Source organism: Pseudomonas sp. RL_105y_Pfl2_101 (genome assembly GCF_963970585.1).
Lineage (GTDB): Bacteria > Pseudomonadota > Gammaproteobacteria > Pseudomonadales > Pseudomonadaceae > Aquipseudomonas.
This window is the reverse complement of the sequence record NZ_CAXAPG010000027.1, coordinates 67,918-82,847: the sequence shown is the minus strand read 5'-3', so window position 1 is coordinate 82,847 and position 14,930 is coordinate 67,918. Positions and strand designations below refer to the sequence as shown.

The 14,930-nt window shown below is 59.7% G+C and carries 13 protein-coding genes and 2 pseudogenes; 8 read left to right on the top strand and 7 right to left on the bottom strand.

Annotation, left to right across the window (positions count from 1 at the left end; genetic code table 11):
- Together icmH and tssF are read right to left on the bottom strand one after the other, a co-directional pair.
- Window positions 1-671, bottom strand: a 671-nt coding sequence (gene icmH, locus AACY31_RS22395; protein WP_339505093.1) for a type IVB secretion system protein IcmH/DotU, incomplete at its 3' end; no start/stop codon positions are given.
- A 15-nt stretch (window positions 672-686) separates the two neighbouring features.
- Window positions 687-2,453, bottom strand: a complete 1,767-nt coding sequence (tssF, locus tag AACY31_RS22390; RefSeq protein ID WP_339482722.1) for a type VI secretion system baseplate subunit TssF — start codon at window positions 2,451-2,453, stop codon at window positions 687-689.
- Between the two features lie 302 nt (window positions 2,454-2,755).
- On the opposite strand from tssF, the gene tssM reads away from it, so the two are divergent.
- The 3 genes and pseudogenes from tssM (at window position 2,756) to AACY31_RS22375 (ending at window position 7,274) form a co-directional block, all read left to right on the top strand.
- On the top strand, window positions 2,756-6,421 hold the full coding sequence (gene tssM, locus AACY31_RS22385) for a type VI secretion system membrane subunit TssM (protein WP_339482721.1): 3,666 nt from the start codon (window positions 2,756-2,758) through the stop codon (window positions 6,419-6,421).
- A gap of 292 nt (window positions 6,422-6,713) precedes the next feature.
- A pseudogene (locus AACY31_RS22380) lies at window positions 6,714-6,837 on the top strand (phage tail protein); the annotation flags it as partial.
- A 134-nt stretch (window positions 6,838-6,971) separates the two neighbouring features.
- A complete protein-coding gene (locus tag AACY31_RS22375) occupies window positions 6,972-7,274 on the top strand; it encodes a hypothetical protein (RefSeq protein WP_339492773.1) in 303 nt (100 codons plus the stop codon).
- A 295-nt stretch (window positions 7,275-7,569) separates the two neighbouring features.
- Here the strand turns inward: AACY31_RS22375 and AACY31_RS22370 are convergent, their stop codons facing one another.
- Window positions 7,570-7,836 carry a hypothetical protein gene (locus tag AACY31_RS22370; RefSeq protein WP_013692484.1) on the bottom strand — a complete coding sequence of 89 codons (267 nt, stop codon included), beginning with the start codon at window positions 7,834-7,836 and terminating at the stop codon, window positions 7,570-7,572.
- Between the two features lie 342 nt (window positions 7,837-8,178).
- Between AACY31_RS22370 and AACY31_RS29050 the strand changes: the two are divergent.
- The 3 genes and pseudogenes from AACY31_RS29050 to AACY31_RS22360 form a co-directional block, all read left to right on the top strand.
- A pseudogene (locus AACY31_RS29050) lies at window positions 8,179-8,955 on the top strand (MCP four helix bundle domain-containing protein); the annotation flags it as partial.
- Window positions 8,956-9,024: 69 nt separating this feature from the next.
- A complete protein-coding gene (locus AACY31_RS29045) occupies window positions 9,025-9,813 on the top strand; it encodes a methyl-accepting chemotaxis protein (RefSeq protein ID WP_445261575.1) in 789 nt (262 codons plus the stop codon).
- A 14-nt stretch (window positions 9,814-9,827) separates the two neighbouring features.
- Entirely contained in the window at window positions 9,828-10,574 is a 747-nt protein-coding gene (locus tag AACY31_RS22360) for a phytanoyl-CoA dioxygenase family protein (protein ID WP_339492771.1), read from the top strand.
- An 11-nt stretch (window positions 10,575-10,585) separates the two neighbouring features.
- On the opposite strand, the gene AACY31_RS22355 is transcribed toward AACY31_RS22360, so the two are convergent.
- The 3 genes from AACY31_RS22355 to AACY31_RS22345 all read right to left on the bottom strand — a co-directional run bounded on the left by AACY31_RS22355 (window position 10,586) and on the right by AACY31_RS22345 (window position 12,254).
- Window positions 10,586-10,954: a cupin domain-containing protein gene (locus tag AACY31_RS22355; protein WP_339482715.1), complete on the bottom strand. Its 369-nt coding sequence runs from the start codon at window positions 10,952-10,954 to the stop codon at window positions 10,586-10,588.
- A gap of 102 nt (window positions 10,955-11,056) precedes the next feature.
- Window positions 11,057-11,866 (bottom strand): AraC family transcriptional regulator, encoded by an 810-nt coding sequence (locus AACY31_RS22350; protein ID WP_339482714.1) that lies wholly within the window; start codon window positions 11,864-11,866, stop codon window positions 11,057-11,059.
- Between the two features lie 196 nt (window positions 11,867-12,062).
- Window positions 12,063-12,254, bottom strand: a complete 192-nt coding sequence (locus tag AACY31_RS22345) for a YegP family protein (RefSeq protein ID WP_339482713.1) — start codon at window positions 12,252-12,254, stop codon at window positions 12,063-12,065.
- A gap of 283 nt (window positions 12,255-12,537) precedes the next feature.
- Here AACY31_RS22345 and AACY31_RS22340 point away from each other — a divergent pair, with 283 nt between their 5' ends.
- Window positions 12,538-13,461: a LysR family transcriptional regulator gene (locus tag AACY31_RS22340; RefSeq protein ID WP_339482712.1), complete on the top strand. Its 924-nt coding sequence runs from the start codon at window positions 12,538-12,540 to the stop codon at window positions 13,459-13,461.
- Window positions 13,462-13,563: 102 nt separating this feature from the next.
- On the top strand, window positions 13,564-13,929 hold the full coding sequence (locus AACY31_RS22335; RefSeq protein ID WP_339492769.1) for a 5-carboxymethyl-2-hydroxymuconate Delta-isomerase: 366 nt from the start codon (window positions 13,564-13,566) through the stop codon (window positions 13,927-13,929).
- A gap of 3 nt (window positions 13,930-13,932) precedes the next feature.
- On the opposite strand, the gene AACY31_RS22330 is transcribed toward AACY31_RS22335, so the two are convergent.
- Window positions 13,933-14,865 (bottom strand): LysR family transcriptional regulator, encoded by a 933-nt coding sequence (locus tag AACY31_RS22330; RefSeq protein ID WP_339482710.1) that lies wholly within the window; start codon window positions 14,863-14,865, stop codon window positions 13,933-13,935.
- Window positions 14,866-14,930 lie beyond the last annotated feature (65 nt).

Below are 14,930 nucleotides of genomic sequence, written 5' to 3'. Positions count from 1 at the left end.
CATTGCCGGTTCATCTGGTAGTGGCGCGGCGCAACATTGTCCAGCGGGCGGGTCAACTGCGCAGGCACCGGGTCGTGCAGCGTGCTGATCACGCCCTGCAATCTGCTGATCAACTGCTGCAAGGCCTGGTCGCCCTGGGTCTGCACGGCATATTGGCCTTTGAAACCCAGGCATAGGCACAGGTACATGAGCAGCAGTACGTCGCGGTATTGCTCCGGGGTTTCCTGCAGGCGGGTCAGCAGGGTGAAGAAGGTCTCGCCGCCCCAGGTTTCCTGGTGGAAGGTGCTCAGCAGCGACTTGGCCTGCCACACCGACCCTGTGCCCCAAGGCGTGGCCAGCACCGCCTCATCGACAAACACGCACAGCGCGTAGGAGAACAGCCGCAGTTCGGCCTCGCTGTAGCCGTGTTGGCGCAGTTCTTCCAGCATCACCTTGATCTGGTTGGTGAGGTGCCCCTGTAACTGTTCCACCGACGGGTAGGTGTCGGTCCTGCGCAGGCGCATCACCAGTCCGAACAGCGGCATGGCGACGTCCATCAGCGGGTTGAGGCTATGTCCGCGCAACTGGAATTCCAGTGGGTCGTGATGGCAGAACAGCTCACCGTCGGGCCGGCCGTCGCGGGCGTCGCCGTGGGTGCTGGAGAAGGTGCTGGTGGGGTTTAGAGTTGGCATACAGGTCTCGGCGGATTAAATGATCGGTTGCTGGCCGGTGCGCATTGGCCAGGTGAAGGCGGTGTGGTCGGCAGCGTTGATGATTTCCAGCTGCTGGAAGGCGTTGGTGCTGGCGTACAGCGCCATGAAATGCGAGAGCACGCTGCCAAACAGGTGCAGGTCGCCGGCGTTGCTGAAGCCGGCGGGGTCGATAGTCAGGGTGGTGCAACTGCCGCGCACGGGCACGCCCTTGATCCACCAATCGACCGGTGCGGTGCTGATTTGGCGAATACCTTCCAGGCGGCGTTGGGTGGCGCGGCGGTGGGGCAGGTCGTGGGCTGCGATGAAGTCGTAGACTTGCAACACCGCCTTGAGGGCAGCCGGCGATGACAGCGACAGGTTATTCAGGGCCAGGTTGGAGATCAGCGCCCATTGCACCTGGCCGTCGAGCATCGGTGGGTAGGCGCGGGTTGGGTGGGTGAGGTTGCGGTAGGTGGCGAAGGAGGGCGTGGTCTGGGTGGTACGGTTGAGTTCGCCCACTTGCAGCTGCCGAGGCAGGTCGCCATTGCAGCAGGTCAGTTGGATGTTGAGCACTTCACGCTCACCCAGGTACGGGCGCTGATCGGCATGGATCAGGCGCAGGCTGTGTTTGGCGCAATCCTTGAGCAGCTCCGGTTCAATGATGTGGCTGTAATAGCGCGCCGTGCGCTCGCCGACCGGTTCCACCTGACGCTGCAACGACTCATACGGGGCGAAGTCGACGCGATAGTTGTCTGCCGGGGTTTGCGGTTTGCGACGCCGGGCGCTGACCTGGTCGATGCTGAAGATCTCATAGGCGTGGGCGTGTGGGCCGCGCGGCTGCACGGGTTCGTGCAGTGCTTTGCCATCCAGCTGGATCGGTTCGGCCGCGTGTTCGAACAGGTTGATGGCGGGGGTGCAGTACAGGCAGAGCGTGTCGGGGTTGACCTGGACGGAGGACGGCAGCGGGGTGGAAAAGTGCAGTTCCAGGCGAATCTGGCTTGCCGTGGTCTGAGGCCAGAGGCGGCGCAGGCCGCTGACACTGAAGCCATGAAAGCGCTGGGGGAAGTAAAAGTATTCCTGGAGCAGGCGATAGCCCTCCAGTTGGTGCTCCAGGCCGGGCAGCAATGCGTCGCGGGGCTCGAAGCCGGCAAAGCCGAGCGCATCCGGGGGCAGGGCTAAGCGTTTGTCGTCAAGGCACAGCACTATCTTGTGCAGATGTTGGGCCAGCCATTGGTAGAGCGTCAGTGCGTTGTGGTCGCCGCCGCCGAGGTGGAAGTCCAGGCGATCGCCGTTGATCTCGCTCAACGGCTGGTCAGACAAGGTCTGCAGCTGAATGCTCACTATCGACCTTTGCACGCTATGGGAGACGCTGGCGTTGGTTATCTGCAATGGGTAAAGGGTTACGTCGGTACAGGTACGAAAGGTGCAACTGACACCTTCCACCGGCCGCGAAAACAAGGGCGTGCCTTTGGCGATCAGCTGCGGACCGCTAAGGGCGTGCAGCACCGGGTCAAACCGTACTAGCGTCAGGCTGGGCAACGGGCGCAGGTAGTTGGGGTAGACCTGTTGCAGCAGAGGGTGGGTGATCTGCGGCAGATCGTCCTCGATCTTCAGGGCCAGCTTGGCGGTGAGGAACGCGAACCCTTCCAGCAGGTGCGCAGCCCCCGGATCCGACGCCTGCTCACCCAGGAAGGGCGCCAGCTGAGGATTGTCTTCAGCGAACTCGCGCCCCAACTCGCGCAGGTAGCGGAGTTCTTCCGAGAAGCGATCTTTTAGTGACATGGCTCAAGCCCGTTTAGTTTGTTTAGTTTGCTGTGGGAAAACTCTGTAGAGGATTGGTCTTTGTTGTTTTAAGTGTGCCTGAAGAATATTCTCAGATGTTTCTGTTGGTGGAGGTGTTCCGTCAAGATAATTAGAATGATCAGATGTAAGCTTTTGTTTCTTTTGGGTCGTGCATTGAAAGTTAGTTATTTGCGCTGGTAGTGTTTGCCGGAATATACGAATGAAATCCGCCAAGACAAATATTTTTTTCGCGCAGGCTGCGGAGATGATTTTTATCTTGAAAAATTCAGGGGCGAACAGTAATGAACAAGAGGCTGGGTACATTGGCGCGTGGATTTTCCGCTCTCCAGCGCCATGGGGCACTCATCGCCATTGCCGCTGGGATGTTGGTCATTGCCGTGGTGCTAGGCTGGCTCTGGTGGCAGGGCCCGACCTGGACCTGGCGCGACGAGCAGCCGTTGGCGCCCTGGCCGCTGCGCCTGGCAATCAGCGTTGTACTGGTGGTGCTGCCGCTGTTGGGCTGGACCTGGCTTGTGCACCGTCGCCAACGCCGTTTGCGGCGGGAACGTGAGCAACAGGCACAACGGGTGCAGGATCCTTGCCTTGTTTACCTGCAAGCCCAGGAACGTTCATTGGAAAACAACCTGGCGCGGGTACGGGACAACCACCAGGGCCGCCGCTTGCACCAGATCCCCTGGTACCTGGTGCTGGGGGAGGAGAACGCCGGCAAGTCGAGCTTTATCAGCCGCTCCAGCCAGAGTTTCGCCCTGACCCGCACTGCGCGCAGTGGCGTTACGCAAGCTGCTGCAGACCCGGATCTTGCTTTCGATATCGACTGGTGGATCGGCGATGAGGCGGTGCTGATCGACCCGCCCGGCGAGCTCATCAGCCAACCCGAGCGGCAACCGTCGCCGACGCCAGCCCCAGCTGCGCCCACTGAGGATGCGGCGGCGGACACTGGCGCGATCGCCGAACCCGTGGTCGTTGCCCAAGTCGAACAACCCACCGGGCTGCCCGTCGGCGCCGAGAAACGCCTGTGGCACCATATGATCGACTGGCTGGCGCGCAGCCGCAGCCGCCGTCCGCTCAACGGCGTGGTGCTGTTGGTGGACATGGTCGGCCTGTTCGAGCGCCCACCTAACGAGCGCCGTAACCTGGCCTATCTGTTGCGCGCCCGCTTGAATGATTTGGGCCATGAACTGGGCACGCGCTTGCCGTTATACGTGGTGCTGAGCAAGTTCGATTTGCTCGATGGCTTTGAAGAGCTGTTCGCCAAGCTCCCAGCATCGGCACGGGAAGAGGTACAGGGCTTTACCTTCAGCCTTGATGCTGTCGATGATTTCGATGCCTGGCTGCAGGAATTGACGGTCGCCTATGACCACTTCGTCGATGCGTTGAACAGGCAGGTGATGCGGGCCATGGGGGATCCCGAGCCCGCCGTGGTGCGTGAGCGTCTGTTTTGCCTGATGCGTCAGCTCAGCGGTTCGCGGGAGATTCTGCTGCGCTTTCTCGGTGATGTGCTGGGCAGTGACCGCTACACCACCCCGGCGTTGGTGCGCGGGGTGTACCTGTCATCGGTATACCAGCGTGGCGTGGTGGCCAACCTGTTTGTCGAGGCCTCGGCGCGGGCCTACGGGTTCCCGGCACCGGTCAGCTCGGCCAAGCCGCAAGGGCATTCGGTGGTGTATTTTGCCCAGCACCTGTTGCAGCGGGTGGTCTACCCGGAGGCCGGCTTGGCCGGGGACAACTTCAAGGTGGCACGGCGCAAGCGTCGCCTGCTGCTCAGCGGTTCGGTATTGGCCGGGATTTCCAGCGCGTTGCTGGTGGGCGGTTGGTGGTACTACTACGGCATCAACCGCGACAAGGCCGATCAGGTCCTGGCCCAAAGCCAGGCCTTCAGCAGCAAGGCCAGCGACCTGCAGGCCGATCCCACTGGGCTGAACTTGCTGGTGCCGCTGGATGAAATTCGTGATGCGGTCACAGTGTATGGCGACTATCGAGCCACCTGGCCGCAATTGGCGGACATGGGCTTGTACCAGGGGCAACTCATCGGGCCGATGGTCGATCAGGCCTACCTGAGTTTGTTGTCGCGGCGTTTCCTGCCGGCGATTGCCGAAGGCGCGGTCGAGGTCATCCGCCGCGCCGAACCGGGCAGCGACGAGCAACTTGCCGCCCTGCGCGTGTACCGCATGATCGAGGATCGCGACAATCGTCGCCCGGAGATCGTTGCGCAATGGATGGCCCAGCAATGGCAGCAGGCCTATCCGGGGCAGGGCCAACGCCAGGCCGCCTTGATGCGTCACTTGACCTATGCGCTGACCTACGCCGATGTCGAATTGCCCGAACACCGCGCACTGATCGCACAAACCCAACAGCAACTGCGCAAGCTGCCCATGGCGCAGCGGGTATACATGACCCTGCGCCAGCAGGCCGAGGAACGCCTGCATGGCGAACTGGATTTGCGCAATGAAATCGGCCCGGCCTTCGACGTGGTCTACCGCTCCCTGAACGAACGCGACAGCGGCGCGGCACTGGACGAAAATCTGGCATTGCCGCCGCTGCTGACCGCACGGGGCTTTCGGGATTACTTTGAGCCCAGTAGCCAGAACGTCACCGAGCTGGCATTGATTGACCAATGGGTGCTGGGCGAGCGCCGTAGCCTGGATTTTTCCGAGGCTGACCGCCGAGTGCTGACCGAGCGACTGCGGGCCTTGTATAGTGCCGATTACGTCGACAGCTGGCGCCGCGCGTTGAACCAGTTCGCCGTGACCGATTTCACCGATCTGGCCCAAACCTTGGAAGTGCTGGGGCAGGTTACCGGCCCGGCCGCACCGCTGCGCCGCCTGTTGGAGACCGTTCGTGACAACACCCTGATCTACCCGCCGGTCACCAACAAGGAGGAACTGCCAGTCGGCGATGAGGCCGGGCACAACCAGGCACTGGGCATTCACCGGGCGTTCGCGGGCCTGTCCGGGTTGCTCAATGCTCAGCAGGACAAGCCGTCCTACTACGAAGAAACCCTGCGTGGGATCAATGCCGTCTACGACTATGCCAAGGCGGTGCAGGATCATCCCAACCGCGGTAAAGCTGCCCTTGGTGTGGTGCTCGCTCGCTTCTCGCAAGCCGATCCCGGCCCGATTCGCAACTTGCAACGCATCGCCGCCGGCCTGCCGGAGCCGCTGAACCAGCAGGTTCGGCACCTAGCGGACCAGACCTCGCAGGTGTTGATGGTGATGGCCCTGCGTGAGCTGGAACAGCGTTGGGAAGCGGACGTTTACAGCTTCTACAAGGAGCGCCTGGCCTCGCGCTACCCCTTGAGTGTTAGCCAGGACGACGTCTCGCTCAAGGATTTCGAAGCCTTTTTCGGCCCGGCCGGCATTGTCCAACGCTTCCACGACCAGTATCTGAAAGTGTTCCTCAAAGACAATCTCGACACGCTGTATTCCGACAGCCAGGAGGACTACTTGATACGCCCCGAGGTCATCGCCCAGCTCAAGACCATCGAGCAGATCCGCGACACCTTCTTCGATAACCGTGGCGTGTTCAACGTGCCGTTTACCCTGGAGCCCCTCGCGCTGAGCGCCGACCACCTGAGCAGCGCCTTGAGCATCGACGGCCAGTTGCATCTCTACTCCCACGGGGCGGTCCGAGGTATAGCGATGAGCTGGCCGGGCGTAAAGGGCGAGAGCAGTGATAGCCGCCTGACCTTGGTCAAGAGCGACGGCACCACGGTCAGTATGGGCTTTCGAGGGCCGTGGTCATTTTATCGCCTGCTCAATCGCGCCCAGCTCAATGCGCGCACCGCTACCAGCGTGGACCTGAGCCTGCAGGTGGTCAGTGGGGTCATGCGCTACAAGGTGTATGCCGAAGGGATCAACAATCCGTTTACCCGGACGCCGTTCAAGGGCTTTAAGTTGCCGCGTACGTTGCTGCGTGAATCACTGGGGCAGCGGGTGGTGGAACGGTAGTCAGGCAATGGTTCCTAGGGATGGTTGTTGAAAGCCCCTATCAGACGAGTGATTTTTACAATGTTCAATGATTTAAGGGGGGGGGAGCGTTTTGGTCGTTGATGGATTTTTCTGGACGGTTGCCACATGCGTCACTCTCTCCGCCAAATCGTCCTATCTCTCCGCCATATTTAAAGGCCCCGAGCGCTTAACCACCTCGGGGCTTTTTTGTATTTGGGGGCGTTTTGGGGGAATAGGTGCGGACGTCATTCTCCACCGTGCTGGGATCTTCCTCCACTCTGCCCCGTCACGCCCTTGGCCCTTTCTGTTGCACCGTTAGTATGGCCGCCCGTCAGAAAGTAACCGTATTCGGTGGGCCATGGCTTGATCGTACGCGACTTGTATTGCGGTACAGAGATGCGCAAACCGACGTTTGATATGACTTTTTCGTCTGCTCTGGTCATCCGTACAGGCTTCGCCATCTGTTACATCATCACGCTTTCTTTATTCGGCTTTGATGGTGTTAAATGCACTCCTCGTGAACCATAGTGATCCTACAGAGGGCACGGAAATGCCCCATAAGGCCGTGCTCGCCATGACGCGTTCAGGTCATGTCCTGCTGAAAATGCAGGAAAATTTGCGATGGGGAGAAGTCATGTCTAAAGGTAAAGGTAATGTCGTCTCGTTTACCGAAAGAAAGGCGGAGATTCAAGCAGGTATCGAGTTCCTTGATCTGCTTGACAGGGATATCAAGGAAAACCCTGAAGGTATCCAGCCTATTTCCTCGCGGCCTGCTGCAGCGAATTCAAGCAATTCGCAATCAGGCAGACGACAATCGTCGCCGCGAGCTTCAAGAAGGCTAAGCGTAGAATAAAGCCATCCGTTTCCCATAAAAGCCCGGCGTATCCGCTGGGCTTTTTCGTTTCTGGCGTTTTGTCGCGTGAAAACGGGGACAGACCAGAATTATGAATCGGGGCGATTACAAGTGAACTCGAAATCGTGGTCTGTCCCCTCGTTCCCCCGAAGCGGCCCCAACACCAACTCATTCAACCAGACACACAGGGTGTCTGGCTTTTAGGACTGCTTTGCAGTCCAGCGGGGATAAAGCCCCTCGCCACAGGGGCTGCGTCGATTAGCTGATCGGCATCACCTTGTTGAGGCTCTTTGAACTAGGCCGGCTCCGCATCCAATCGTCGGGCTATGACATCGAGTACGTCGCAACCATCCCTCAAGGGAATGCAGCACAGTTGTGCAAAGTCCTGAAGGACCACTGAGTCACTCGGAATGTCCCCTCGCATGGCGAGATTCTCTAAAAGCTGGGTGACGGCGCGAATTCTATAGCCTGCCGTGTCGAGCAGGATGTGCAAAGGTGCAGAGGTATCGACGAAGAGGGGTTGATCGTCGGCATTGCTGGTAAGAGCCATGTATCTATTCATTTCAAACACCATTTGATTGAGGGTCTTCTTACCATTTGTCATTGAGTCGCCAAACCCAAGCCGCTCTTACGAACGACGTTTGGACTATAGGGCCTCGCCGGAGAAATCATCAATCAGATGATGAGTCAGAAAATTCCCTAAATTATGTGGGCGGGAAATGTCAGAAAATTCCCCGCTGCAATTGCTTTCCCCACCTTTTTTATCCCGCCCAACCCCCTCCGCGACTTGCGTAACCCCGGTGCCTGCCAAACCCAAAGCTTTGTAACAATTAGACTAATGGTCTATAGCTCAAGGCATGGCTGCCGATAGGTCAGTTAATCCCCATGAAAGGAGTGACACCTCATGCTGCGGTTTTTTGCCGATTTGGGCTTTCGCTGGAAAATCACTCTGCCCATTGGGTTCCTGGCGCTGCTGTTGGTGCTGATGGGGTGGTCGGGCATGCGGGGTATCGCTCAGGTGACGGAGTCCAGCACGCAATTGACCAAGCGCTACCTGCCGGCCATCAGCCTGTTGCTCAACGCCGACCGTGATCTTTATCAGGCTTTTGTCGCTGAGCGTAGCCTGCTGGATGGTCATGCCAGCGAGCATCTGAAAGCACTGAGCGCCAGTCACAGCGAGAATGCGAAGCAGGCTTATGACCGCGTGCAGCAATATGCTGCGATGCAACCCGGTGCTGAAGCGCAGGCGCTGGTCAGTCAGTTCAATGACAGTTTTGGGAAGTGGCTGCAGGTTTCCCGGCGGGTCCTCGAGCAGTCGGTAGGCGATCCGCAGGGGGCCAGTACCCTGAGTTTTGGCGACAGTGAGCGCCTTTTCGAAACCATGCGCGATGCCATCGACAAGTTGGGTGAGCTGGAAGACGCGGCGTCCCATCGCGAAGGCGATGCAGCGATTGAAAACGGCGAGGCAGTCGGCGTGCATCAGGGCGCGATTCTGCTGATCGGCCTGCTCAGTTGCATCCTGGTGCTTGTCGTTCTGCCACTGGTGGTGTTGAACCCTATGCGTCGACTGCTGCACCGCGTCGAGCAGATTGCCGAGGGCGGAGGTGATCTGAAAGGGCGTCTGGAGGTCCGTTCGGCCGATGAGTTGGGCCAGCTCGGCAGTGCTTTCAACCGTTTTCTCGACAAGTTGCAGCCCCTGATCGCCGAAGTTGGACGGGTGACCGGGGAGGTCGATTCCGCAGCGCGCGCCATGGCCGATATGGCCGCGACGAATGACCGGTTGATCAGCAGCGAGCATGCGGCGCTCGATCAGGTCAGTACCGCCGCCACCCAGATGAGCGCGGCGGTGCACGAAGTGGCGCATAACGCGGCGAACGCCTCGGGCGCCGCGCAGCAGGCGAGCAGTCAGTCTCGTGACGGCGCCGAGGTGGTCAGCAGCACCATCGAGTCGATCCGCCAGTTGGCCCAGGAAGTGGAGAGCGCTTCGGGCACGATCGAGGCATTGGCCCAGGAAACTTCCAGCATTGGTGCCGTGCTCGAGGTGATACGTGGCATCGCCGAACAGACTAACCTGTTGGCGCTGAACGCTGCCATCGAAGCCGCGCGGGCCGGTGAGCAGGGCCGTGGTTTTGCCGTGGTGGCCGACGAAGTGAGGGCGCTTGCGGCGCGCACACAGGATTCGACCAAGGACATCCAGGTTCGCATCGAGCGGTTGCAGAGCGGTGTCGCCAAGGCTGTACAGGCCATGCATGTGGGTAGCAGTAAGGCCCGGGACAGTGTCGAGCGTGCGGCGGGTGTCGATCAGGTGCTCAGCGGTACCGGCGGTTCGATCCAGCGGATCAACGACATGGCCGCGCAAATCGCCAGTGCCTGTGAGGAACAGAGCAGCGTCACTGAGGAAATAGCCCGCAATATTTCTGACATCCGTGATCTGTCCAACGAGGCGGCCTCCAATTCCACCCAGAGCATGCAGGCCAGCCAACAGCTGTCCAGCCTGTCGAGAAACCTGGCAGAACTGACCGGCCGCTTCCGCACCTGAAGCAGGGGGGAGGCGTGTCCACTGACGAGCATTTGCGAGCGCTGCATCAGGACGGGTTCGTCCTGATGCCCGGCGTGTTGAACGCTCGGCAGATTGCTGACCTACGCCATGCCATCGACCAATTGAAGCCCCAGCATTGGGACTACAGCGGTGTTATCGATCATTACAAATGTGTGTTCAATCGCGATCCATTCTGGCTGCCGTTCCTGGAGGTAGCCGGGGTGATCGAACTGGTCGAGGCGGCCCTGGGCGATGATTGCCATGTCATCGGCCAGACGGCCTGGCGCTGCCACCCCGGTTTTAGCGGGGCGCCGTTGCACCTGGATTATCTGGCGATGCAATTGCCGCCAGGCCTGTTGGCCGACCCTGCCTTTGAGCTGCCGATGCAGGCTTTTACCGCGCAGTTTTACCTGAATGACATCGACGCCGACTTGAGCCCGACTCAGGTCATTGCGGGCAGTCACAAGGCTGGCCGGGGGCCGGTGAAGGGCGAAACGCAGTGGCAAGGGCGCCCTGCGCAGCCGGTGCTGTGCAGGGCGGGCGATGTGCTGATACTGCGCAGCGAGCTATGGCACGCCGGTAGCGACAACCGCACCGCCAATCGCACACGGTACATGCTCCAGGTGCATTATGGCCGGCGGATGGTCGCGCAGAAGTTCTCACCCTACCTGCACTGGCAGTTCAACCCTGAGGTCCTGGCCGCCGCGACACCTCGTCAACGGCGGTTGCTGGGCGACCACCAGGAAGCTGAATACGATTGAGCCTGGCTCAGTCAGATCCACACATCATTGATCGCCGTTCGCTCATTGGTTTGTTCGCCGGTATTGATGACGCCGCGAGGCTCGATCAACAGCAGTTTCACTTCCTGTGCGGCGCTGGGCTTATGCTCCACACCTTTTTTAACCACGTACATCTCGCCCGGGCCAATCGTCACTGCACCGTCGCGAAAGTCGATACGCAACTCGCCCTCCAGCACGATGAAGGTTTCATCGGTGTCGGCGTGGCTGTGCCAGATGAATTCGCCTTCGAGCCGGGCGATCTTGAATTGGTAGTCGTTCATTTCGGCCACGACTTTCGGCGTCCACTGTTCCTGGAAGAGGGTGTATTTCTGGGCGAAGTTGATGGGGGCGTAACGGGTCATCGAGGCATGCTCCTGGGTCGGATGGTGCGTCCTACTTTATTGTTTGAGCCAACGTTGCGTATTGGATGATTGTGCAGCTTTTTGCGGCGTACAGTCGCTGTTTTAGCGTCGCATGTTCAGCCAGCGTGCTGGTGAAATACCGAAGGCCTGTGTATGCAATCGGGTCATGTGGCTCTGATCGAAAAAACCACAGGCCAGGGCCGCTTCGTTCAATGGCGTGCCGTGGAATGCCAGGCGCCGGGCTTCATTCAAGCGACGCTGGGTGATGTAGCGATAGGGGCTGGTGCCGTACAGCGCCCGGAAGTCCCGGGACAGGCTCCATCGATCCCGGCCGCTGGCCTGTACCAGGTCATCCAGGGTGATCACCTGGTCGAGGAGGGCGCCGTGGATGAACAGGCGGGCACGCTCCGCCGCCGGGTAGTCGATCAGGCGCCGTCCACGCCTGTTGCCGGCCGCGATGTCGAGTGCCTGGGCCACGTCGTAGATGGCATCCTCTTCCTCCAGCGGATTGAGGGGATGATCCAGGCTGTTCAATAGTCGACGGGTCGCGATGTTGAGGCGAGGGTCGCTGGACAATCCTCCTTCGATGAAGGGCAATGGCTTGCCCCCCAGCACTTGCTGGATCAACGAGGGTTCTATGTAGAACATCCTGTAGCGAAAACCCTCGCTCGTCCCGGCTTCGCCATCGTGCACCTCGTCCGGGTGCAGGACGATGGTGCCGCCGGGCTGGCTGTGGCGTTTGTTGTGGCGATAGTTGAAGCTCTGCACACCGGAAAGCGTAATCCCGATGGCGTAGGTGTCATGGCGATGGGTGGTGTAGCCATGCCCGCTGAAATAGGCCTCGATGCGTTCCATTTTCCTCGATTCGGGCGCCCGCACCAGCCAGTCGCGATTATGGATGGATCGAGTCATTGCACCGGCCTCCTGCTTTTGTCCGCCTACCCTACCGCAAAAAAAGCTGAACTGACGTAGGAGCTGTCGAGTGCAACGAGGCTGCGATTTTTCCCCTGACGCTTGAATCTCAAGTGAAAGATCAAGATCAAGATCAAAAGATCGTCCGAACGCGGCCCGAGCCTTCGCCAGCTCCTACAGAGCCCACGCGGCGCTGTTAGATCTCCTTTACGGGCGTTTCGCCCTGAACATTCTTGATCAGCCCGATGACATGAAGGCAGTCACTCTTGTTCACATAGGATTCGCCACTGGCGATCGTTTCGTGGTTGCCGGCTCTCAAGCGCCAGCGCCATTGGCCTTTTCCGGTGGTCGGGGTGCCTCGGGTCTGTCGATAGATTTCAAAATACATCGGTTCGCTCCCTGCGATTCATTCAGTCAAGACATGCGTTGGACATGTGGTTGCCAGCCTAGCCAAGTGGGTGGTTTTGGCTACAGGAAATTCGTTTCCATTGGTTATCAAATATTGCTGACATGAGTCTGGATCGAACATGTGACCCTTTATGTCCTTGCTTTGCCTTGACCGAAAGAGCCCAGGGACTGAGATCCCTGGCCGTGAAGTGAGTCTTTTTGCGCATAGACGCGCAGCCCCTGGCGTTTCTACACTGCATCCCATCAAGGAGCGAGGGCTGTGGATGAACCGCAACGAATTGCGCAAGGCCGATATCAACCTGATGGTGGTTTTCGAAACGCTGATGCTTGAGCGTAACGTGACACGGGTGGCGGAAAAACTGTTCCTGGGCCAACCGACCATCAGTTCGGCCCTCAATCGTTTGCGCAAGATGTTCAACGACCCGCTGTTCATTCGCGTCGGCCACCGCATGGAGCCGACGGCCCGGGCCGAAGAAATCATCCAGCATCTATCACCAGCGCTCGATTCGCTGTCGGTGGCTTTGAGCCTGACCCACGATTTCGACCCTTCCAGCAGCACCATGACATTTCGCATCGGCCTGTCGGACGATGTCGAGTTCGGCCTGCTGCCGCCACTGTTGAGCAGCCTGCGGCAAGAGGCGCCGCAAATCGTGTTCGTGGTCCAGCACGTCGATTACTGGCGCATCCCCGATTTGCTGGCATCGGGCGACATCACCGTGGGCATCAGCCAGACTCGCGGTCTGCCGGCCAACGCCAAGCGCAAATTGTTGCGACACATCCAGCCCCGCGTGTTACGCGCCGATGCGTCGGACACGCCGCTGACCCTGGACGAGTATTGTGCGCGGCCTCATGTGCTGGTGTCCCATACGGCAAACGTCGCCGGGTTCGCTGACGAATGGCTGGCCGAGATTGGACGCACGCGCCAGGTCGTGCTGTCGGTGCCACAATACAGCGCATTACCGGCGTTGCTGGCCGGCACTGACCTGATCGCCAGCCTGCCGGACTATACCGCCGCCGCCATGGCGGCCTCGGGGCAACTGTTCAACGAACCCTTTCCTTTCAAGACCCCGACCCTGGATCTGTCCATGGTCTGGTTTAGCCATGTCGACAGTGACCCGGCCGAGCGCTGGTTGCGGTCGCGGTTGGAGGTCTTCATGGGCGAGCGTGGGGGCTTGGCGCAACCCTGACACCGGCCCGCAACGAAACAAACCTGCCCCAGAGTTTAAAGTCGGGGTAAGGTTGTGACGGTTGAAATCCCCTTGTCATATTTTCGAATCGGAGTCGAACACATGCCTCACCTGCACATGGAGTACACCGCCAACCTGCCCGAGCTGAAGGCCGATGTCGCACTGCTGCGCCTGAACAATGCGCTGGTGGCCTCCGGTCAATTCGCCGCCGAGCTGGACATCAAGAGCCGGGCCGTGAAGCTTGAGACTTTCCGGGTGGGTACGGGGCTGGGCGAGCGAGGTTTCGTGCACGTGAAGCTGGCCTTGCTGAGCGGTCGCTCGCCGGAAATCAAGAAACAACTGGCCGATAGCCTGCTGGTCGTGATTCAGGAGCTGGGGCCATGGCCGGCCGACGTTAGCGTGCAACTGTGCGTGGAAATCCTCGACATCGATCGAGGCCCGTATGCCAAGGCCTTGATCGGTCAATGACGATCAGGTGTCGTGGGCGGCGCAGGCCTTGATGATCTGTTCGCGCAGCCAGGCGTTGGCACTGTCCTGATCGACGCCCAGGCTCCACTGCATGTTCAGGGTGAACCCCGGCAGGCCCTGGGGCGCTTCGTGATGATTGAAGATCGCCTCGTTGGCTAGCAGTTTCTGGATGCGGCGGGGCAGGGTCAGGATGAAGTCGGTGCCGGTGATCATCTTCAGTGCGGCACTGTAGCTGTTAGCACGGGCGGCGATCTGGCGTTGATGCGCCTGCTGCGACAGCCAGCCGTCCACCATGTTGGTCGCTGACGTCCAGGGTGTCGGAAACACGTGTCGGCGCCGTACGAAAGACTGAAGGCTCAGTTGCGGCTCAAGTGGCGTCGCCCGTTTATCCACGACACAAACCAAGTCCTCCTCCAACAACTGCCGGGATTTGAAATCGGCATGGTTGCTGTGGAAGTTCGGGCCGAAGCAGATCAGCAGGTCCAGGCTGCCGTCGCGCAACTCTTCGGCGGGAATGTCGGCTTCGAGCTTGTGCACGTTCACCACCACCGGCAGATTGGCGTAATCGAAGCCTTGCAGCAGCTGCGGCAGGATCAATTGTTCGAAATATTCCGGTGCGCAAATATTGAAGGTAATGGCTTGCCGGGTTGGATCGAAGGAGGGGGTACTGGCATGGCACAGGTTGATGCTTTGCAATATGGCGCGCACATGCTCGTACATGCCCTCGGCCTTATGGGTGGGGCGCATGCCGGTGCGGGTGTTGGTGAATAGCTCGTCTTCGAAACAGGTTCGCAGTTTCTTGAGGCAATAACTGACGGTTGACTGACTGACACACAATGCCTCGGACACGCCGGTGACACTGCTTTGCTCGTACACGGCGCTAAACACCATGAGGTCCTGCATGTCGAGCTTTCTGAGGGAGTTACTGTTCAGCATCCGTTCTGTCTCTCGCTGTGCTCCTTGCGCGGATTTTGCGCAAACCAGGGTGATGATCCTAGCGG